Origin of the sequence: Pseudomonas sp. HMWF032, assembly GCF_003060885.1 — a bacterium.
GTDB lineage: Bacteria > Pseudomonadota > Gammaproteobacteria > Pseudomonadales > Pseudomonadaceae > Aquipseudomonas.
The window spans coordinates 246,456-266,885 of record NZ_QAIG01000006.1 but is presented as its reverse complement, the minus strand read 5'-3'; the positions used below and the strand labels follow the sequence as shown (position 1 = coordinate 266,885).

General features: G+C 59.5%; 20 protein-coding genes. 9 read left to right on the top strand and 11 right to left on the bottom strand.

Annotated elements, in window-relative coordinates; translation table 11 throughout:
- Nucleotides 1–109 precede the first annotated feature (109 nt).
- Genes DBR00_RS11035 through DBR00_RS11025 form a run of 3 tightly spaced genes read left to right on the top strand, consistent with a single transcriptional unit; the run spans nucleotide 110 to nucleotide 1,259 of the window.
- Complete coding sequence (locus tag DBR00_RS11035) at nucleotides 110–430, top strand: helix-turn-helix transcriptional regulator (protein WP_108487471.1); 321 nt, start codon at nucleotides 110–112, stop codon at nucleotides 428–430.
- Entirely contained in the window at nucleotides 427–792 is a 366-nt protein-coding gene (locus DBR00_RS11030; RefSeq protein ID WP_108487472.1) for a hypothetical protein, read from the top strand. Before DBR00_RS11035 ends, DBR00_RS11030 begins: the two co-directional genes overlap by 4 nt.
- On the top strand, nucleotides 792–1,259 hold the full coding sequence (locus DBR00_RS11025; RefSeq protein ID WP_108487473.1) for an SEL1-like repeat protein: 468 nt from the start codon (nucleotides 792–794) through the stop codon (nucleotides 1,257–1,259). Before DBR00_RS11030 ends, DBR00_RS11025 begins: the two co-directional genes overlap by 1 nt.
- A gap of 15 nt (nucleotides 1,260–1,274) precedes the next feature.
- On the opposite strand, the gene DBR00_RS11020 is transcribed toward DBR00_RS11025, so the two are convergent.
- Nucleotides 1,275–3,035: a bifunctional diguanylate cyclase/phosphodiesterase gene (locus tag DBR00_RS11020; protein WP_108487474.1), complete on the bottom strand. Its 1,761-nt coding sequence runs from the start codon at nucleotides 3,033–3,035 to the stop codon at nucleotides 1,275–1,277.
- A 94-nt stretch (nucleotides 3,036–3,129) separates the two neighbouring features.
- Nucleotides 3,130–5,211 carry a carboxy terminal-processing peptidase gene (locus DBR00_RS11015; protein WP_256582987.1) on the bottom strand — a complete coding sequence of 694 codons (2,082 nt, stop codon included), beginning with the start codon at nucleotides 5,209–5,211 and terminating at the stop codon, nucleotides 3,130–3,132.
- 128 nt (nucleotides 5,212–5,339) lie between these two features.
- On the opposite strand from DBR00_RS11015, the gene DBR00_RS11010 reads away from it, so the two are divergent.
- The 4 genes from DBR00_RS11010 to DBR00_RS10995 all read left to right on the top strand — a co-directional run bounded on the left by DBR00_RS11010 (nucleotide 5,340) and on the right by DBR00_RS10995 (nucleotide 9,742).
- Nucleotides 5,340–6,305, top strand: coding sequence for an NAD(P)H-quinone oxidoreductase (locus DBR00_RS11010; RefSeq protein WP_108487476.1), 966 nt, complete (start codon nucleotides 5,340–5,342; stop codon nucleotides 6,303–6,305).
- 116 nt (nucleotides 6,306–6,421) lie between these two features.
- Nucleotides 6,422–6,985, top strand: coding sequence for an alkyl hydroperoxide reductase subunit C (gene ahpC / locus DBR00_RS11005; protein WP_108487477.1), 564 nt, complete (start codon nucleotides 6,422–6,424; stop codon nucleotides 6,983–6,985).
- Between the two features lie 163 nt (nucleotides 6,986–7,148).
- On the top strand, nucleotides 7,149–8,702 hold the full coding sequence (ahpF, locus tag DBR00_RS11000; protein WP_108538058.1) for an alkyl hydroperoxide reductase subunit F: 1,554 nt from the start codon (nucleotides 7,149–7,151) through the stop codon (nucleotides 8,700–8,702).
- A 245-nt stretch (nucleotides 8,703–8,947) separates the two neighbouring features.
- The gene (locus DBR00_RS10995; RefSeq protein ID WP_108489063.1) at nucleotides 8,948–9,742 is read left to right on the top strand and encodes an SDR family oxidoreductase; all 795 of its coding nucleotides are present in this window, start codon (nucleotides 8,948–8,950) and stop codon (nucleotides 9,740–9,742) included.
- Nucleotides 9,743–9,805: 63 nt separating this feature from the next.
- Here DBR00_RS10995 and DBR00_RS10990 read toward each other — a convergent pair whose 3' ends face one another.
- Both DBR00_RS10990 and DBR00_RS10985 read right to left on the bottom strand, forming a co-directional pair.
- On the bottom strand, nucleotides 9,806–10,384 hold the full coding sequence (locus tag DBR00_RS10990; protein ID WP_108489062.1) for a TetR/AcrR family transcriptional regulator: 579 nt from the start codon (nucleotides 10,382–10,384) through the stop codon (nucleotides 9,806–9,808).
- Between the two features lie 39 nt (nucleotides 10,385–10,423).
- Nucleotides 10,424–11,005, bottom strand: coding sequence for a PaaI family thioesterase (locus tag DBR00_RS10985; protein WP_108489061.1), 582 nt, complete (start codon nucleotides 11,003–11,005; stop codon nucleotides 10,424–10,426).
- A 120-nt stretch (nucleotides 11,006–11,125) separates the two neighbouring features.
- Between DBR00_RS10985 and DBR00_RS10980 the strand changes: the two genes are divergently transcribed.
- Both DBR00_RS10980 and lpdA read left to right on the top strand, forming a co-directional pair.
- Entirely contained in the window at nucleotides 11,126–12,334 is a 1,209-nt protein-coding gene (locus DBR00_RS10980; RefSeq protein ID WP_108489060.1) for an MFS transporter, read from the top strand.
- Between the two features lie 16 nt (nucleotides 12,335–12,350).
- A complete protein-coding gene (gene lpdA / locus DBR00_RS10975) occupies nucleotides 12,351–13,751 on the top strand; it encodes a dihydrolipoyl dehydrogenase (protein ID WP_108489059.1) in 1,401 nt (466 codons plus the stop codon).
- Here the strand turns inward: lpdA and zapE are convergent.
- The 7 genes from zapE to DBR00_RS10940 all read right to left on the bottom strand — a co-directional run bounded on the left by zapE (nucleotide 13,748) and on the right by DBR00_RS10940 (nucleotide 20,140).
- On the bottom strand, nucleotides 13,748–14,869 hold the full coding sequence (gene zapE / locus DBR00_RS10970) for a cell division protein ZapE (protein ID WP_108489058.1): 1,122 nt from the start codon (nucleotides 14,867–14,869) through the stop codon (nucleotides 13,748–13,750). The two genes, lpdA and zapE, sit on opposite strands and share 4 nt — an antisense overlap.
- A gap of 73 nt (nucleotides 14,870–14,942) precedes the next feature.
- On the bottom strand, nucleotides 14,943–15,596 hold the full coding sequence (locus tag DBR00_RS10965; RefSeq protein WP_108489057.1) for an HAD family phosphatase: 654 nt from the start codon (nucleotides 15,594–15,596) through the stop codon (nucleotides 14,943–14,945).
- Nucleotides 15,596–16,585: an ABC transporter ATP-binding protein gene (locus DBR00_RS10960; RefSeq protein WP_108489056.1), complete on the bottom strand. Its 990-nt coding sequence runs from the start codon at nucleotides 16,583–16,585 to the stop codon at nucleotides 15,596–15,598. Before DBR00_RS10960 ends, DBR00_RS10965 begins: the two co-directional genes overlap by 1 nt.
- A complete protein-coding gene (locus DBR00_RS10955; protein WP_108489055.1) occupies nucleotides 16,582–17,379 on the bottom strand; it encodes an ABC transporter permease in 798 nt (265 codons plus the stop codon). Before DBR00_RS10955 ends, DBR00_RS10960 begins: the two co-directional genes overlap by 4 nt.
- On the bottom strand, nucleotides 17,366–18,220 hold the full coding sequence (locus DBR00_RS10950; RefSeq protein ID WP_108489054.1) for an ABC transporter permease subunit: 855 nt from the start codon (nucleotides 18,218–18,220) through the stop codon (nucleotides 17,366–17,368). The genes DBR00_RS10955 and DBR00_RS10950 overlap by 14 nt, the downstream gene beginning before the upstream one ends.
- Nucleotides 18,217–19,023 carry an alkaline phosphatase family protein gene (locus tag DBR00_RS10945; RefSeq protein WP_108489053.1) on the bottom strand — a complete coding sequence of 269 codons (807 nt, stop codon included), beginning with the start codon at nucleotides 19,021–19,023 and terminating at the stop codon, nucleotides 18,217–18,219. Before DBR00_RS10945 ends, DBR00_RS10950 begins: the two co-directional genes overlap by 4 nt.
- A gap of 58 nt (nucleotides 19,024–19,081) precedes the next feature.
- The gene (locus DBR00_RS10940; RefSeq protein WP_108489052.1) at nucleotides 19,082–20,140 is read right to left on the bottom strand and encodes an ABC transporter substrate-binding protein; all 1,059 of its coding nucleotides are present in this window, start codon (nucleotides 20,138–20,140) and stop codon (nucleotides 19,082–19,084) included.
- Nucleotides 20,141–20,430 lie beyond the last annotated feature (290 nt).

Below are 20,430 nucleotides of genomic sequence, written 5' to 3'. Positions count from 1 at the left end.
ATTACCCCACATCAGTATAGATCACGCCCTTTGCCGTGCTGGCTGTTAAGATGGCAGCCTGTTCTGGAGTTGCGAGAGTAATGGAAGTGCTCTGCATGGAGATTTACAGATGAATGTGCAAGTGATCGAGCGTGATGGCGAGCCGGAGTATGCGGTTCTACCCTGGGCGCAGTATCAATCCCTGTTACAGGCGGCCGGACGTGCCCCCGATACCGCTGTTGTCAGTGCGCAGAGCGATATCCCTGCACTCAGCCAACTGACCCGTCTACGTGAGGCCAAAGGCCTGACGGCGGAGCAACTGGCGCGCCATGTTGGTATCAGTCCGCATTACATGGCCATGATCGAGAGTGGTGAACGCCAACCGGATGCAGCGATTCAGCGTGCACTGGCCTGGCACTTGGGCGTTGCGGGCTGGGAGTCGCAGCCTTGAGCGTGCATATCAGTCGGCAGCACTGGCAGGCTTTGTTGGGCGAACTTGAGGATGCACAGCGGCAGCGCCACCTGCTGACCTATCGTGCGCTGATCGAGCGGTTGGCCTTGCCCAGTCCGGCCATGCAAACCTTGGCTGCCGCTCTTGAGCACCTGGCCGCGCTGGATGCGCGTGCTGAGCGTCCTCTGCGCAGTGCTCTGGTGATCAGTCAGGGGGCAAGCCGTCTGCCACGCACTGGCTTCTTCGAATGCGTCAACCGCTTGGGGCGTTTCAGTGGTGCGTCCGATGGGATTGCTGCAGCTTCCTGGCATGCAGCTGAAGTGGCACGGGTATTCGAGTTCAGCTACCCGGAAGAGGCCTGATGCTGATGACGTTGCGGGCTCGTCTGGGCTATGCGCTGGCCCGTCGACTGTTCCACTGGTCCTGGGTGGTCAAGCAGCCGAGAGCCTGGCGTTGGATGGAAGGGCAGTTTGCTCGTATGGCCAATCTTGGATATTGCCCGGCACAAAGCTTTTATGGGCATATCTTGCTGTTTCGCGGTCTGGGAGTGGCTGCGCGTGATGAGGGGCGGCGTCTGCTGGCTCTGGCTGCCAAGTCCGGTGATGCCAAGGCAGCTTACCAGCTTGGCGTACTGAGCCTGACTGGCGATACCCAGCATGCTCCAGATGCACAGCAAGCCATCGTTTGGTGGGCCCAGGCTGCGCAAGCCGGGCATCCTGCTGCCGCATATCGCCTGGCTGAACTGTACCGCGCCGGCGCCCCGGGCATACCGGTTGATCTGGCGCGGGCTGAGCACTTTGCGGCGCTGTCCGCTGCCGCTCAGGTCTAGTTTGGAGAGGCCGACTTAGGCCGCGGTATCGCTGGCAGTGTCGATGATATGTAGGCTGTAACCGGGCACTGCCTTGGCATGCCGCTTGGCCTCTGATGCCATGGCGGCGAGTTGGCTGGCATCCAGTTGCGCACATTGTTCGGGATGTACATGCACCACACCCAGCGACAAAGAGAGCAGGGCGTATTCCTGGCGCTTGCCGCTGCGGTCGTGGGCGACAAAACAGCCAGCGTGCAGGTCTTCTTCCCGGTAGAACCTTCGGCATTGGCTCTGGAAGTCTTCCAGCAGGCGATTGAGTCGTGCGCGCCAGTCCGGCGAGCCGAGTGCCAGGAGAAAGTCATCGCCGCCGATATGCCCGACAAAGTCACGGCTCGGGTCAACCCGGTCATTCAGGCATTGCGCCAGGCTCAAAAGCACTTCGTCACCTTTGGCGTAGCCGTAGATGTCATTGAACGGTTTGAAATTGTCGACATCGACATAGCACACCACGGCCTCGCGGCCCTGCTGCAGCAAGCGGGTCAGGCACTGCTGGATCGGCACATTGCCCGGTAGCAGGGTCAGCGGGTTGGCGTAGCGGGCCTGCTGGATTTTCAGCTCAGTAATCAGCTTGAGTACGTCGATCACCCGTCCCAGTCCGAGATAGCAGCCGTCTTCGGTGATGATGAAGTCTTCCTCGATACGCTGGCGGGCACGGCTGGTGAGCAGGCGGCTCACCTGTTGCAGTGATTGGCTGGACTCCACTGCCAGGTAGTCGTCACTCATGAGGCGACTGATCGGTTTGCGGGCGAACAGTTCATTGGCAAAAGGCTTGAGCAGAGCTTCGGCCAGGGAGTGACGATGCACGATTCCGACGGGGTGTTGCGCCTCGTTGAGCACTGCCAACGAATTGAGGTTGGCCTGAGCGCGAAACATTTCCAGTACTTCCGTAGTTGGCGTTCCGGCGGCCACTGCGCGCTGCGGGTTGAGCAGGCCGCGTAGGTCGCTGGTCTCCTCGTTAAGCGGGCTACTGGTGGTGGTATTAGGCAGCAGGTTTAACGCGTCGCGTGGCGGTATTTCCTGGGGGCGGCAGAGCAAGTAGCCCTGCAGCAGGTCGACACCCATCTCTGCCAGTACGCTGAGTTCTTCGGGCAGCTCAATGCCTTCGGCGATCACCTGGGCACGAGAAGCTTTGGCCATCTTCAGGATGGAGCCGACGAATTCGCGTTTGACTGCATCCTGATGGATGCCATCGATAAAGTGGCGGTCGATCTTCACGTAATCCGGGCGCAGCTCTGACCACAGGCGCAGGCTCGAGTAACCAGCACCGAGGTCATCGAGGGCAATGGAGAAGCCCATGGCGCGGTAGTGATGCAGGGCGGTGTCGAGCAGGGCGAAATCGTCGGTGGGCGATTGCTCGGTCAGTTCGATTACCACCTGGCTCGGTGGGATGCCCAGTGTCTGCAGCAGCTGCAGGGTGCGTCCCGGTTGATGTTTGGGCTGCATCAGTGAGTCGGGGGAGACGTTGAGAAACAACTTGCCCTCAAGCTTCAAATGGCTGAAGCGCTGGCAGGCGTTTTTACGGCACAAAAGTTCTAGTTCGCTCAGTCGGCCTGCACTACGGGCTACTGCAAAGAGATTGATGGGCGAATGCAGTGCGCTGTTGGAGGGGCCGCGGCTAAGGGCTTCATAGCCGAGGATGCGGCGCTCGGAGAGCGAGAAGATCGGCTGAAAAAGGCTATGCAGATCGCTGTTGGCGAGGATGTTGTCCAGCGCGCTGAACTGCTCGGTGGCAATCATGTTGGATCTCGATAGGCATAAAAAACGGGGACTGGTTGATGACCAGTCCCCGCATTTCACGACAGTTTGATGACCCTTTGATGACGCTCGCTGTTTACTGTTTGGCCAGGCGCGTGTTCAGGCCCAGGTAGTCGAGCAGGATGCGCCCGCTTTCGGCGAGGTAGGCATCATCTTCCGGTTTGGTTTTTTCATCTTCCACCGGCAGAGCATCCTCGTCTTCCTCCTTGAGTTTGTTCAGCAGTGCTTCACCTTTGGCCTGGCGGCGGCTGTTCTCGATGGCCAGTTGCTGGGCTTCGATATCGGCCTGCTGTGCGCGGCGCTTGGTTTCATTGAGGCTGACGGTTTTTTCTTCCATCAACTTCTGCGCCAGTTGCAGGCGTTCACGGGCGAAGGTGAAATCAGCGTTATGAGCCGTACGGCTTTCAAAGCGGTTTTGCAGTTCGGCCAGAAACGGTTTGATCGGATCCAGTTCTGGCTTGATGGCAGGCTTGATGCTGTCCCATGGCAGAGCCTCAGGCAGGGCACTTTCGCCGATGTCTTTGGTATCCATTACATCTGGGTACTGAATATCAGGAATCACGCCCTGATGCTGTGTGCTTTGGCCGGAGACGCGGTAGAACTTGGCCAGGGTCAGCTTCAGCTCGCCATGGTTGAGTGGCTGGATGGTTTGTACGGTGCCTTTACCAAAGGTCTGGCCGCCGAGAATCAGCGCACGGTGATAGTCCTGCATGGCGCCGGCGAAAATTTCCGAAGCCGAGGCCGACAGCCGATTGACCAGCACGGCCAGCGGGCCTTTGTAGTAGATGCCGGTATTTTCGTCGGCCAGTACATCGACGCGGCCATCGCTGTTACGCACCAGCACGGTGGGGCCTTGGTCGATAAACAGGCCGGTCAGTTCGGTGGCTTCCTGTAATGAACCGCCGCCGTTGTTGCGCAGGTCAATCACCACACCGTCGACTTTTTCCTTTTCCAGCTCGGTGAGCAGGCGTTTGACGTCACGGGTGGTGCTCTTGTAGTTCGGATCGCCGGCACGGAAGGCTTTGAAATCCAGGTAGAAGGCTGGAATCTCGATCACGCCGAGCTTGTAGTCGCGGTTCTCGTGCTTGAGGTTGAGAATGGACTTTTTCGCCGCCTGTTCTTCCAGCTTGACTGCCTCACGGGTGATGGAGACCACTTTGCTGGTTTGATCGTTGGGCGCATTGCTCGCTGGAATCACTTCCAGGCGCACGGTAGAGCCTTTCGGGCCACGAATCAGTTTGACCACTTCATCCAGACGCCAGCCGATCACGTCGACCATGTCTTTGCTGCCTTGAGCCACGCCAATGATCTTGTCAGCGGGAGCGATTTGTTTGCTCTTTTCTGCCGGGCCAGCTGGCACCAGGCGTACGACTTTGACGTGTTCGTTGTCACTTTGCAGTACGGCACCAATACCTTCGAGCGACAGGCTCATATTGATGTCGAAGTTTTCCGCGTTGTCCGGCGACAGGTAGGTGGTGTGGGGGTCGTAGGACATGGCAAAGGCATTGATATAGGCCTGGAACACGTCTTCACCGCGGGTCTGCTTGAGCCGTGCGAGCTGGTTCTTGTAGCGCTTGGTCAGCAGTTCCTGAATCGACTTGGGCTCTTTGCCGGCGATTTTCAGGCGCAGCACTTCGTCTTTAACGCGCTTGCGCCAGAGGTCGTCCAGTTCGGCGATGTCCTTGACCCAGGGCGCGTTCTCGCGGTCGATCAGCAGGCTTTCGTCGCGGTCGAGATCAATCGTGTCGATGCCTTTTTCAAGCATGGTCAGGGTGAACTGCAGGCGGTTCTGTAAACGCTCCAGGTGGCGTTTGTAGATGGCAAAGCCCGGTTGCAGGTCGCCATTTTTCAGCAGGTCGTCAAAGCGCGTGCGCCATTGATCGAATTCGGCGATATCGGAAGCAATAAAGTAGCTGCGTGAGGGGTCAAGCATCTTCAGGTAGCCCTGATAGATCTTCTCCGAGCGCTCGTCATTCAGCGGTGGCTTGTTGTAGTGATGGCGCTTCAACAACTCCACGACGTTGAGGCTGGCGATGACTTGCTCGCGGTCAGGCTGCAGGTATTCCCAGGAGTCGTCACTGGTGGTTTTCGCCGCGAGCGGCAGAGCGCTCAGGGCAAACGAAAAGGCGAGGGTGACGCTGAGTAGGGATCGCTTCATGCTAATTCGACGTGTGGGCAGTTGATAACGCATATTAGGCCGTCTTTAAGGGCGCCGGGTTCCATCGGCGCAATGCAAAAGCCCGGCGGTCAGCGCCGGGCTCGGTTCAAATGCACTATGGAGGCAGCGTGAAGGCATTGCAAGGCGTTGAAGGCCGTGTGGAATGGGCGCAACACCCCGCGCCGGCCTGTGATGTAGGGGAAATTCGCATCCGTGTAGCGGCTGCCGGTTTGAATCGTGCCGACTTGTTGCAGCGGGCTGGGCTTTATCCGCCGCCGCCTGGCGCCAGCGAGGTGCTTGGGCTTGAGTGCGCCGGTATCGTCAGCGAAGTGGGTGCCGGTTGCGACTGGAAAGTAGGCGACCGGGTGTGTGCGCTGTTAAGCGGTGGCGGTATAGCCGAAGAGGTCGTGATCGATGCGCGGCATGCCTTGCCGGTGCCCGAAGGCATGACGCTGGCCGAAGCGGCAGCGTTGCCGGAGGTGTACGCCACGGCCTGGCTCAATCTGTTCCAGCTGGCAGCGTTGAAACCCGGGCAGAAGGTGCTGCTGCATGCCGGTGCCAGCGGTGTGGGGTCGGCAGCTATTCAGTTGTGTAAAGCCTTTGGCAGCCCTTGTTGGGTCAGCGTCGGTTCTGCCGAACGGTTGACCTACTGCGAAAGCCTGGGCGCCCAGGGCGGCGTTTTGCGTGGTGAGGAGCAGCTGCAAGCATTGCGTGATTTTGCTCCGTTCGATGTGATTCTTGATCCTGTGGGCGGCAGCTACGCCGCGCTGAATCTGGACTTGCTGGCTCAGGATGGCCGCTGGGTGAATATCGGTTTGCTCGGAGGGCGCAAGGCTGAGTTGGATCTGGCGCTCGTGCTGGGTAAGCGAGTGCAGTTGATCGGCTCGACCCTGCGCAATCGTGATGGGTTGTTCAAGGCTCAGTTGCTGCAGGATTTACAGCAGTATGTCTGGCCCCTGTTCGCCGAAGGGCGCCTAAAGCCGCAACTTGAACGCAGTTTCGCCGTCAAAGATGCTGAACTGGCTTTTGCGGAGCTGGCGAGTAACCGGGTTAATGGCAAGTTAGTGTTGGTCATTGATTCCAGCCTGGTGTGAGAAGTCGGATCGATTGGCTTACTCAATCAGAATCATGGCGGCAATCAATAAGCTTTTTCCGAATAAGGGGCTAGAATGCGCCCTGTAAATTTCCTAACCCTCAGAAGGAATCAGAGATGTCCCTCATCAATACCCAAGTTCAACCTTTCTCGGCTAATGCGTTCCACAACGGTGAGTTCATCCAAGTCACCGAGCAAAGCCTGAAAGGCAAGTGGTCCGTGCTGATCTTCATGCCGGCCGCTTTCACCTTCAACTGCCCGACTGAGATTGAAGACGCTGCCAACAACTATGCCGAGTTCCAGAAGGCGGGTGCCGAAGTCTATATCGTGACTACTGACACTCACTTCTCGCACAAGGTCTGGCACGAAACTTCGCCGGCTGTTGGCAAGGCTCAGTTCCCGCTGATCGGTGACCCGACTCACCAGCTGACCAACGCTTTTGGCGTGCACATTCCGGAAGAAGGCCTGGCTCTGCGTGGCACCTTCGTGATCAACCCGGAAGGCGTGATCAAGACGCTGGAAATCCACTCCAACGAAATCGCTCGCGACGTCTCCGAGACTCTGCGCAAGCTGAAAGCGGCCCAGTACACCGCTGCCAACCCAGGCCAAGTGTGCCCAGCCAAGTGGAAAGAAGGCGAGAAGACCCTGGCTCCTTCGCTGGACCTGGTCGGCAAGATCTAAATCGCTGTTCAGCACTGCCTCGCGTTGCCGAGCAGTGCTGAGCCGGTTGATCTCTGTTCTGCGCTTTAGGGCTGCTACCCAGCCTCTTGAGTGCCCGATGCCCGGGCGCGATCCGTCCGGGCATTTTATTGCCCAAAATTCTTGTCATTGAGGACTATTCGCCATGTTGGACGCCAACCTGCAAACCCAGTTGAAGGCCTATCTGGAAAAGGTCACCCTGCCGTTCGAGATCGTCGCGTCCCTCGATGACAGTGCGAAATCTCAGGAACTGCTTGAGCTGCTACAAACCATCGTTGGCCTGACCGACAAGATCACCCTGAAGACCGATGGCAGCGACGCCCGTCGTCCGTCGTTCTCGCTGATCCGCCCAGGCGCGGACATCGGCGTGACGTTCGCCGGTATCCCCATGGGCCATGAATTCACTTCGCTGGTACTGGCGTTGCTGCAGGTGGGCGGTCACCCGTCCAAGCTGGATGCCGAGACCATCGAACAGATCAAGAGTATCGACGGTTCGTTCGAGTTCGAGACCTACTACTCGCTGTCCTGCCAGAACTGCCCGGACGTGGTTCAGGCACTGAACTTGATGGCGGTGCTCAACCCGAATATCCGCAACGTGTCTATCGACGGTGCGTTGTTCCAGGAAGAAGTCGAGCGTCGTCAGGTGATGGCCGTGCCAAGCATCTACCTGAACGGTGAAGTGTTCGCTTCCGGTCGTATGGATGTAAAGGAAATCCTCGCCAAGATCGACACCGGCTCCGCCAACCGTGATGCCGAGAAGATGAGTGCCAAGGAAGCCTTCGATGTGCTGGTGATCGGCGGTGGCCCAGCCGGTTCTGCTGCAGCCATTTATGCCGCGCGTAAAGGTATTCGTACCGCCCTCGCAGCTGAGCGTTTCGGCGGTCAGGTGCTTGATACCATGTCGATCGAGAACTTTATCTCGGTGAAGGAAACCGAAGGGCCGAAACTGGTGCGCGCTCTGGAAGAGCACGTGCGTGAATACGAAGTCGACATCATGAACCTGCAGCGCGCGAGCGCTTTGCTCCCTGCGAGCAGCGAGGGCGGTCTGCATGAGGTGAAGTTCGACAATGGCGCGAGCCTCAAGGCCAAGACCCTGATTCTCTCGACCGGCGCGCGCTGGCGCGAGATGGGTGTGCCCGGCGAGCAGGAATACAAGGCCAAGGGCGTGTGCTTCTGCCCGCATTGCGATGGCCCGCTGTTCAAGGGTAAGCGTGTTGCAGTAATCGGCGGCGGTAACTCCGGCGTCGAGGCAGCGATTGACCTGGCGGGGATCGTGGCCCACGTGACCCTGCTGGAGTTCGCTGAAACTCTACGTGCCGACGCCGTGCTGCAGAAGAAGCTCTACAGTCTGCCCAACGTTACCGTGATCAAGAGCGCGCAGACCACCGAAGTCAAAGGCGATGGGCAGAAGGTCAATGCGCTGGTCTATAAGGACCGCAACAGCGAAGAACTGCACAGCGTCGAGCTGGAAGGCATCTTCGTGCAGATCGGTTTGCTGCCTAACACCGACTGGCTGAAGGGCAGCGTCGAGTTGTCGCGTTTCGGTGAAATCATCGTCGACGCTAAGGGTGCGACCAATATCCCGGGTGTGTTTGCTGCCGGTGACGTGACGACTGTGCCGTACAAGCAGATCGTCATCGCTGTGGGCGAGGGCGCCAAGGCCTCCCTGAGTGCCTTCGATCACCTGATCCGCAGCTAACAGGCTCGACGTTCTACGTCGCACCAGAGCGGACAACCTTTGCGGATTGTCCGCTTTTTTGTGCTCTGCCCTCAGGCGTTTAGTGGGCCTTTCCGGATGTTTTTATGCCTCAGGCGTTTGCAGCATAGCTGCCGATAGTTTTTATTATGCTCAACATATAATATTTATATTATGTGTGTAATATTAATTGGCGCACTATACCTCCAGACACCCTAATCTGCCCCCGCACAGCCAGGAGACGCTCCATGAACACACATAACGAGAAAGGCACTGCATTGATCACCGGCGCTTCATCAGGCATTGGTGCCACCTACGCCGAGCGCCTGGCACAACGCGGTTACGACCTGCTGCTGGTTGCCCGTGATCTGCCGCGCTTGCAGGCACTGTCTGCGCGCATGACCGAGCAGTACGGGGTAAAGGTCGAAACGCTGAAGGCCGACCTGACTGACAAGGTTGATCTGCATGCCGTTACCCAGCGCCTGCGTACCGACAAGGCCATCAGCACGCTGGTCAACAACGCCGGTATGGCTATGAACGGTCAGCTGGCCGAGGCCGATCTCGACACCGTGGATCAGATGATTCTGCTCAACGTGGTTTCGCTGACTCACCTGTCCACCGCTGCCGCTGCCAACTTCACGGCTGCCGGGCGTGGTGCAATCATCAATATCGCTTCGGTGGTGGCCTTGGCTCCGGAAATGTTCAATGCCGTGTACAGCGCCACCAAGGCCTATGTACTGAGCCTGACCCAGACCCTTAATGGTGAGGTAAAGGCGCAGGGCTTGCAGGTTCAGGCCGTATTGCCCGGCATTACCCGCACCGAGATCTGGAAACGTAGCGGCATGGATGATTCGGCTCTGCCGGCGAGTATGATCATGGAGGTGGGCGAGATGGTCGATGCAGCGCTGGCTGGTTTCGATCAGGGCGAGCTGATCACCATTCCATCGCTGCCTGATGCCGCTGACTGGCAGGCCTTTACCGATGCACGCGGCAAGCTGGCGCCGAACCTGTCGCACAGCAGCGCGGCGGTACGTTACAAGTAAATCGCTGGTCGTAACAATAAAAGCCCTGGCTGCAAACAGTCAGGGCTTTTGCTATTTCAGCAGTCAGACACTCTGCGCTGAGTCGCCGGTGTTCTGTTCGATCAGCAGGCTGCGCGTGGTTTTCAGCAGTCGGTCAGACAGTTCCGGATCGCTGACGCTGCGTGACAGCAGCAGGGCGCCGACCATGGCGCTAAGAATCAGCACGCTCTGCTCATCGGCATGCTCAACGCTAAGGCCAGCTTCGATGGTTTGCAGACGGTCGCGGATCAGCTCATCGGTCACCGGGCTGGGTGCGCCGCGTTGGCCCAGCTCGGCGGACATGGTCGGCAGCGGGCAGCCATCGCCCGGATTGGCGCGGTGGGCGGACGACAGGTAACCACTGATCAGGCGGGTCAGCGGTTTATCGCTGTTGGCCATCTCGTTGGTGACCGCCGTCAGCTTGTCAGCGCTGTGGCGCAAGGCGGTTTCCACCAGTTCATCTTTCGATTTGAAGTGGGCGTAGAAACCGCCATGGGTTAAGCCCAGGGTTTTCATCAGCGGTTGCAGGCCGGTGGCACCGACGCCGTCGCGGCGAAACAGGCGTGCGGCTTCCTCGATGATGCGCTGGTGGGTCTGGGCTTTGTGGTCTTCGGAATATCGCATGGAGTACCTGGCCGCTGGTTTCAGATGTTGCCTGCAATCTTACCCGCTTCGCTCCGGTGTTTCAGTGCCGGGTGTAGGCGATGTCCCTGGCATACTGAGAATCAGGCAGGTGGTTGAGCCGACGGCGTACAGGCGGTCGTCGACATCGTAAATGCGCCCTTCGGCCAGCGCGGTGGTGCGGCCGATATGCACGATGCGGCCTTCGGCGCGGATCGGTCCGACCTTGGTGCTGAGGGCGCGGATGTAACTGATGCGCAGGTCGGTGGTGGTGTAACCCTGGCCGCGCTGTAATTGCGTGTGGATGGCGCAGCCCATGCAGGAGTCGAGCAGGGTGGCCGCATAACCGCCGTGTACGCTGCCCAACGGGTTGTAGTGGCGCGCATCGGGCGTGCCCTGAAAGACGAAGCGCCCGGATGCCCATTCCAGCGGAACAAAATCCAGCACATGGCCGATGGCTGGGGAGGGCAGTTCACCGCGGCCGATGCCGTCAAAGAATTCCTGCGGCATCAGTTCGCTGACCTGCGCCAGGCTCATGCTGCCGGGTGCGCCAAGGCTGGCGCGTATGGCCTGTTCGGCGGCGAGCCATTCGGCCAGTTTTTCTTCGCGTGATGGGATGCTCATGGATCAGGCCTCGTCTGATAGTGGCTTTAAAATTACAAGCGTAATTTAATTATTTATATTATGGTCAAAATATTATTGTTTGGCGAGCCACGCCAGCCCATGAGAACAGGACCCACGCCCATGCATCCCTATCCTTTGCCGTCGCGCAGCCTGCTGCTGATTTTGGTGGCTCTGACCGCCCTTGGAGAGATTTCCACTCAGCTGATCATCCCCAGCCTGGGCGTTATCGAGCTGATCATGACGGCCCGCCCCGGCAGCAGCCTGCTGGCTTTATCGACTTTCGTCGCTGCCTTTGGCTTGGGCCAGTTGTTGCTCGGCCCGCTGTCGGATCGCATTGGCCGGCTTCCGGTGCTGATCGCCGGGCTGGTGGTCTATCTGCTCGCCACCTTGTGGATGCTGCTGGCCAGCAGCATGGGCGAGTTTATTGCCGCCCGCGTGCTGCAGGGGCTTGGAGCCTGCGCAGCATTGGTGCTGGCGCGGGCCATCGCCCGCGATGTGTGGCAGGCGCAGGCTGGGCCGGCATTGGCGCTGACGGTGATCGGTATGCTTTGCGCCATCGTCCTGTCACCAATGCTGGGCGGCGTGTTGGTGCTGTATGGCGGCTGGCGGGCGCCGATCTTCCTTGCACTGCTGATCGGCATAGCCATCGTTTGTGCGGTGCTGGGCCTGTACCGTGAAAGCAATCGGCAACTCGATCCACAGGCCGGACAACTGAGCCGTTTGGCTGGTAACTATGCCGACCTGCTGCGCGCCGCCTCGTTCCGCACGCTGGCCCTGACGCTGGCCTGCACCTATGGCGCGATGTTCGCGGTAATTGCCGGCTCTTCGGCTGTGTATATCGGTCTGCTCGGGCTGAGCCCGGCGCAATACGGCATTACCTTCGGGGCAATTGTATCGGCGCTGATCGCCGGCGCGCTGTTTACCCAGAGGCGCATTCTGCAGTTGGGTCCCGAGAAAATAGTGGGCATAGGTGCGGTGCTAGTGGTGACCGGTGCCCTGGCCACTTTGGCGACTTATCTGCTGTCTGGTTTGTCGTTGCTCGGCCTGTCGTTACCCCAGGTGTTGGTCACCCTGGGCGGTGGCATGTTGCTGCCGGCATCGGTGGCTGGCGCGGTGATCCCCAATGCCTACCGCGCCGGTCTGGCTGCAGGCTTTATGGGCTTTGCGCAAATGGCCGGCGCCACCTGCAGCGGCGTCTTGCTTAGCTTGCTGGCGGATGGCTCGGCTTGGCCTATGGTGTTGCTGAACACTTTATTCGCCGTCGCGGCGTTCTGTGCCTTCCACCTGCTGCGCCCACGGCCAGCAGTGAACGCGGCCCTGGTTCGTTAAATCTGGGAGTAACTCTATGAGCAACTATGACGTGCTGATCATCGGCGGCGGCCCTGGCGGCTACAACGCAGCCATTCGTGCCGGGCAACTGGGTCTGAATGTTGCCTGCATCGAGGGGCGTGAGACCCTGGGCGGCACCTGCCTGAATGTCGGCTGCATGCCATCGAAGGCGTTGCTGCATGCCTCGGAGTTGTATGAGGCGGCGACCAGTGGTGAGCTCAACAACCTCGGTGTTGAGGTCACGCCGACGCTCAATCTGGCGCAGATGATGAAACAGAAGGATGAGAGCGTAACGGCACTGACCAAGGGCATCGAGTTTCTGTTTCGCAAGAACAAGGTCGAGTGGATCAAGGGTTGGGGCCGCTTGAATGGACCTGGCAAGGTCACGGTGACCTTCGCCGATGGCAGCGTGCGCGAGCTGCAGGCCAAGGACATCGTAATTGCCACTGGCTCGGAGCCGACGCCGCTGCCAGGGGTGCCGATTGATAACCAGCGCATTCTCGACTCCACCGGTGCGCTGGCTTTGCCGAAGGTGCCCAAACACTTGGTAGTGATCGGCGCCGGGGTGATCGGCCTGGAATTGGGTTCGGTATGGCGGCGTTTGGGCAGCGACGTGACGGTGGTGGAGTACCTCGACCGCATTTGCCCAGGCCTGGACAACGAAACCGCGAAGACCCTGCAGCGCACCCTGAGCAAGCAGGGGTTGAATTTCAAACTGGCAACCAAGGTCAGTTCCGCCAAGGCCACGGCCAACGGCGTCACCCTCGACGTGCAGCCAGCGACTGGCGGCGCTGTCGAGCCATTACAGGCCGACTATGTGCTGGTCGCCATCGGTCGTCGCCCCTATACCGCCGGCCTGGGGCTGGAAACCGTCGGCCTCGCTACCGACAAGCGCGGCATGCTGGAAAACCAGCAACACCGCAGCAGTGTGCCAGGTATCTGGATTATCGGCGACGTCACCTCCGGACCGATGCTTGCGCACAAGGCCGAAGATGAAGCCATCGCCTGTATCGAGCGGATTGCAGGACATGCTGCCGAGGTCAATTACGAGGCGATTCCCGGGGTCATCTACACCAAGCCGGAAGTCGCCACCGTGGGCAAGACCGAGGAGCAGCTGAAGGCCGAGGGGCGCGCCTACAAGGTCGGCAAATTTCCCTTTACCGCCAACAGCCGGGCGAAGATCAACCACGAGGCCGAAGGCTTCGTCAAAGTGCTGGCCGATGAGCGCACCGACCAGATTCTCGGCGTGCATATCATCGGCCCCAGCGCCGGCGAACTGATTGGCGAATATTGCGTGGCCCTGGAGTTCAGTGCTTCAGCCGAAGATATTGCGCTGATCTGCCACCCGCACCCAACCCGCTCGGAAGCGCTACGCCAGGCGGCGATGAGTGTGCATGGTTGGGCCATGCAAGCCTAAGCACCGAAGCGCTGCAACTGCATCTCCTGTAATCGGCTGAGGGTGCGGCGAAAGGCGAAGCTCAGGTAGCCCTCGGTATAGAGTTCGGCGAGCGGCACCTGGGCTTCGAGGTACAGGGGTACCTTGCGGTCATAGCATTCATCCACCAAGGCGATAAAGCGCCGCACGCTGTCATCCTTGACCGACAAAGCGGGCAGTTGGCGATCGCCGGCCTGTACCCGCTCGACGCCATCTTCGGTGCCTCGGGCGATTTTCGCCGCGCGTTGCGGGCTGCTCAGGTTCGGCACTTCGCTCAGTAGAATGGCCTGGAAGCGGTCGCACAGGGCGATAAAGTCCGGCGCGGCCAAGGGCTGTTCGCACAGATCGGCAAAGCGGCACCAGAGCACGCCGGCGCAGTGACGCAGGGTCTGCACACTGCGGTTACCGAGCGTGAGCGGTTGATCGCAGCTGGGCCTACCTGCGGCCAACTGACTGAAGGTCCGGCTGAGCACACTGGACAGTCCAGGCGTGGCGACCCAGTAGCGGGTATGGGCGGTGCCTGGGTGCAGGCGATGGTCTTCCTCGCCGTTGATGCTGACCACCTGCATATGCCGCTGCAGAGCGGCCACCGCTGGCAGAAAACGCTCGCGGTTAAAGCCCTCGGCATACAGCAGTTCAGGCGGCTGGTTGGAGGTGGCGACCAGCACCACGCCCTGTTCAAACATCACCTGAAACAGACGGCCGAGAATAATCGCATCGCCGATATCGCTGACAAATAGCTCATCGAAGCACAGCACGCGCACCTCACGTGCCAGTTCCACTGCCAAGGCATACAGTGGGTCCGGCGTGCCGGTGAGCTGAAACAGGCGCCTATGCACCCAGCGCATAAAGTGGTGAAAGTGTTGGCGCCGCGCCGGGACTTTCAGCCCCCTGTAGAAGCTGTCCATCAGCCAGGTTTTGCCGCGGCCAACCGGCCCCCACAGATACACCCCGTTGATTAAGTCCAAGGGTTCGTCTTGGTGCAACGCCTGATAGCAATCGTGCAAGGCTTGGGCGGCCTGCCACTGTGCCGGGTCGGATTTGAAACCGTTGCAGTCGATGGCCTGCTGATAGGCGGTAAGTGGGGAGTTACTGGGCATGAAAACAGGCGCGTGGCAGTGAGATGGCGCGTTATAGCCTGTTGGCAGACCTCCGCGCCACATCCAACTTCAATCAGCGCCAGCTGAGGATTGGCCAGCCGGCCTCTTGCGCGTGTTGCAACAAGGTGCGGTCAGGGTTGACCACGTGCGGCTTGTCGACCACCTTGAGCAGCGGCAGGTCGTTGCGTGAATCGGAGTAGAAGTAGGCACCATCCAGGCTTTCGCCTTGTTCCTGCAACCATGCCTGCAGGCGAATAACCTTGCCTTCGCGGTAGGTCATCACGCCCTGGGTGCGACCGCTGTAATGGCCGTGCTGCTGTTCCAGGTCGATGGCCAGCACTTCCTCGATATTCAGACGCGCGGCAACCGCGCTGACCAGAAAATGCGCCGAGGCAGAAATAACCAGGATACGGTCGCCGGCGGCGCGGTGCTGGGCCAGGCAGCGGGTCGCGTCGCTGTAGAAGATCGGCTCGATCACGTCTTCGACAAAGGGCTCGACCACATGGGCAACTTCCTCGGCCGTGCGCCCGACCAGCGGCGACAGGGTGAAGGCCATGTAGTCTTCCATGGCCAGGCTGCCGGCGGCGTACTGACGCATCAGCTCCTGTTCATGGGCGATAAAGCTGTCCGCGTCGGCCCAGCCGAGCTTGACCATTTCCTGGGTCCACAGGCTGGCACAGTCGCCGCCGATCAGGGTTTCATCCAGGTCGAAAATTGCCAGGGCCATCAGGCCACCTCACAGATTGCGTTGTCTTCAATGTTCAGGTTGATAAGTTGTCCGCTGGCCAGTAGGTCAGCGGGGGAGCGGTTGAGCACGTCCACCAGCAGTTCGACGCCACGGGCCTCGATGCGGTAACGGATCACGTTGCCGAGCAGGCGATGGCTGTGAATCTGTCCTTCGATCGCGCCCTGTGCTCCGAGCTGGATGGCTTCCGGGCGGATCGCTACACGGCTGGTGATCGGGCGCAGCAACAGGCGGCTGGCAGCGTCAGCATCCAGCAGGTTGTAGTTGCCGATAAACCCGGCCGCGAAGGCGTCCACTGGCGCGCTGTAGAGGCTTTCGGCATTGCCGCTCTGGACAATCTTGCCGGCATTCATCAGCACGATGCGGTCACTCATGACCAAGGCTTCTTCCTGGTCGTGGGTCACGAAAATGGTGGTCAGGCCCAGCTCTTGCTGGATGCTGCGGATCTGTTCGCGCAAGTGCTTGCGAATCCGCGCATCCAGCGCGGACAGCGGCTCATCAAGCAGCAGCAGGCGTGGGCGGGTGACCAGCGAGCGGGCCAGGGCCACGCGCTGACACTGGCCACCGGAGAGTTGGTGCGGGTAGCGCTCGGCGAAGTCGTTGAGCTCGACCAGTTCCAACACCTGCTTGACCCGCTGTTCGGCTTCGCTGCCCTTGATCTTCTGCATGCGCAGACCGAAGGCTACGTTCTGCGCCACGTTCATGTTGGGAAACAGTGCGTAGCTTTGGAACACCATGCCGATGCTGCGTTTTTGCGGTGTCAGCGGTACCAGATCCTGGCCATCGAGGATGATTTGTCCGCCATTCACTCCGGTTAGACCGGCGATGCAGCGCAGCAGAGTGGATTTGCCGCAGCCGGAGGGGCCGAGCAGGGTGATGAACTCGCCCTTGCCGATTTCACAATCGATGTCGCTGAAGATAGGGGTGCTGCCGTAGCTTTTATGCAGGCCGCGGATGCTCAGGTAACTCATGGTCTGTCCTTGTTCAGGCGATTGGCTGCCCAGGTGAAGATCAGCACGAAGAAGAAATAGGAAATCACCAGGGCGCTGTTGAAGTGGCCGCTGCTGTTTTTCATGTTGTTCAGGTACACCTGCAGGGTTTCATAGCGGGTGCCGACCAGCAGGTTGGCAAACACGAACTCGCCAAACAGGAAGCTGAACGAGAGAAACAGCGAAACCATCAGGCCCTTGCGCAGGTTGGGCAACACCACCAGAAAGGCTGCCTGCCAGGTACTGGCGCCGAGCAGCTGCGCGGCATCCATCAGGTCGCGCAGGTTGATGGCCTGCAGGTTGTTGGTGATCGCGCGGTACATGAACGGCAAGGCCACAGTGAAGTAGCAACCGATCAGAATCCACGGTGTGCCGACCATTGCCAGCGGCCCTGAGCCATAGACCTGCAGCAAACCCACCGACGACACCACGGGCGGCACGGCGAATGGCAGCAGGATGAGGATGTTCATCAGACCGTCGAGTTTCGGAAAGTGGTAATGCACCACAAACAGCAGCGGCAGAATCAGCAGGGTAGCCAGTAGCAATGAGCCAACACAGACCAGCAGTGATTGACCGAAGGCGGCGAGAAAGCGTGGGTCACTCCACAGCGCCACATACCATTTAAAGGTCAGCCCGGATGGCAGGATGGTTGCTGACCAACTGGTGGACAGCGAATAGAGCAGGGTGCCGGCCAGCGGCAGCAGCAGGATCAGGAACAGCAGCCAGACCACTGTACGGTGATACAACGCAGCCGGTTTGTGATCAGCGAGTGACATGGTAGCTCCTCTTCAGCAGCCATTGGTGCGCGGCAGTGATCACTACCATCAGGCCTACCAGGACCATCGCCAGGGCGCTGGCCATGTCCGGGTTGAGGCTGATATCACCGGCCACCATCGCGGCAATGCGAATCGGCAGTACGTTGAAATTGCCGGTGGTCAAGGCATACACCGTGGCGTAGGCGCCCAAAGCGTTGGCCAGCAGGATGACGAAGGTCCCGAGCAATGCCGGCGTCAGCACTGGCAGGCCGATATATCGCCAGAAGTCCCAGGTGCCGGCGCCGAGCAGGGCGGCGGACTCGCGCCAGTCCTCCCGCAGGGCGTCGAAGGCCGGATACAGCAGCAGCACGCCCAGGGGGATCTGGAAGTAGGTGTAGAGCACGATCAAGCCGGTCTTGGAGTACAGGTTGAAGTCTTCGATGACCCCGGCCTGTTTCAACAGCAGGGTCAGCGCCCCGTTGAAACCCAGGATGATGATGAAGGCGAAGGCCAGCGGTACCCCGGCAAAGTTGCTGGTCATGTTGGAGAAGGCCATGACGAAGTCACGCAGCTTCGAGTCAACCTGGCGCAGCGAGTAGCTGCCGAGCACGGCAATCACGATGCCGATCAGACTTGACCAGAAGGCGATCTGCAGGCTGTGCTTGATCGCCTGCAAGTAGAACTTGGAGCTGAAGATCTTCTCGTAGTTACCCAGCCCCCAGCTGTCACCGACGCTCAGGCTGTGCACCGCCACCCACACCAGCGGGGCGATCTGGAAGGCGATAAAAAACACTGCAAAAGGTAGCAGGCACAGCAGGGCCAGCCACCTGCCGCGATTACCACGGGGTTTGTCCGCTGTCACTTGAGCAGCTCCTTGCACCAGGGTTTGTCATGGGCGGCGCCGAGCAGTGTGCAGATGGTGCCGCACAGCTCTGTCTGCAGTGGCTGTGCATGGCCATCCAGGCTGAACGCGCTGCCCGCAACGAACAGCGGCACTTCACGCTCTTCCGGCAGTAGGCCGTTGTGCGAACGGTCGTTGTTCATGCCGTGGTCAGCCGTTACCAGCACCTGATAACCGGCATCCAGCCAGCGTTGCAGGTACTCGGCCAGCAACAGGTCGGCGACCCGCGCGCTGTTGCGGTACTGTGGCGAATCCAGGCCATGTTTGTGGCCGGCGTCGTCAATATTCATCGGGTGCACCAGAAGAAAATTCGGCCGGTGCTGCATCCGCAGGTGCTCGGCGTCGGCAAACAGGTGCGAGTCCGGATAGTGGTCGGCGTAGTAGAAATGGCCCTGCTGAATGGGCAGGTCAGTATCACAGGTGTGGCGGTCGCGGGCGGCATCGAAGGGCGCTCGGTTATACAGTTCACTGATCCAGTGATAGGCCGCTGCCGCGGTGGAAAGACCCGCAGCACGGGCATAGTGGAAGATGCTGCGCTGGTTGGACAAACGCACCACATCGTTGTGCACGATGCCGCTGTCGATTGGCGCGATGCCCGTCATGATGCATTCGTAAAGGGGGCGTGACAGTGAGGGCAGCTCGCATTCGAGCTTGTACAGCGCGGCACGGCCGGCACCGCAGTAGGCCTGCAGATGGCCCAGTGCATGGCGGGCCACCTCGAAATTCAGGCCATCCAGAACCACCAGGATGACATTGTGTTTCATCGAACGATTTCCTTGAACAAAAACGCAGCCCGGCGAGTGTCGGGCTGCGGACCCGCATTTACTGCATTTCGATGATCACATTTTCCTGCCACAGTTGTGGCAGTGCTTTGGAGGTTGCTTCCCAGGCAGCCGGATCCTTGATGGGCTGGACCTTGGCGTACTGCTCGTTAGGCAGCAGTTTGGCCTGTACCTCGGCTGGCAGAGTCAGGTGCTCGGCACGAATCGGGCGCGCGTTACCCTTGGCCAGGTTGATTTGTCCGGCATCGCTGAGGATGTACTCACGCGCCAGTTTGGCGGCGTTAGGGTTCTTGGCGTACTTGTTGATGATGGTGCTGTAGCCGGAGATCACCGAGCCGTCGGACGGGATCAGCACTTCGAAACGGCTTGGATCAATCTGGTCACGGTAGGACAGGCCATTGAAGTCCCAGACAATGCCGACTTCCACTTCACCTTTTTCCAGGGTCTGGATGGTCGGGTTGGACAAGCCCAGGCGGCCCTGTTTGGCGATTGCGGCGAAGAAATCCAGGCCCGGTTGAATATTCTTTTCATTGCCGCCGTTGGCAATCGAAGCCGCCAGGACACCATTAACGGCTTGAGCCGCAGCGCTTACGTCACCAATGGCAACCTTGTAGGTGCCCTGTTTCAGATCAGCCCACGAGCGAGGCACGTCCTTGACCAGTTGTTTGTTGACGATAAAGGCGATGGAGCCGGTGTAGGCCAGCATCCAGTGGCCATCGGCATCCTTGGCCCAGTTCGGAATCTGTTCCCAGGTGCTCGGTTTGTAGGCTTGAGTAACACCTTGCTGTACGGCGATGGGACCAAAAGCAGCGCCCACGTCACCGATGTCGGCCGTGGCATTGTCTTTTTCAGCGGCGAACTTGGCGATTTCCTGGGCCGAGCTCATGTCGGTGTCCATGTGCTTGAGGCCATAGAGCTTGTTCAAATCGGCCCAGGTGTCTTTCCAGTTGGCCCAGCTGTCAGGCATGCCCACACTGTTTACCGCGCCTTCAGCGCGCGCGGCCTGTTCCAGTGCTTTCAAGTCCGTCCCGGCCGCCATAGCGGAAGTCGCCAGGGCGATGGCTGAGCCCATCAGTGAAGCCAGCAGCAGTTGTTTCATTGGAAACTCCTTTGCGAGTGAAGTGCGTGCGGTGAGGATCTGGTCTAGATCAGCAAGACCCAGGCCAATTTAGGCTTGTTAAATGACAGTTTTATGTACGCTGCTCATTAAACGCTGCGATCCACTGCGTCTGAGTGAGAGCACCACAAGCGTAGACCATGAATAAATCTGCTTACCGGCTGCCTGCAAAGCAAGTTTTACCGGACTATGGTGACGCCGGAAGAAAGTTGTCATGGCATGGTCATCAAGACTGCTTAAACTTGAAACATGATTTTTAGTGCGGCACAAAC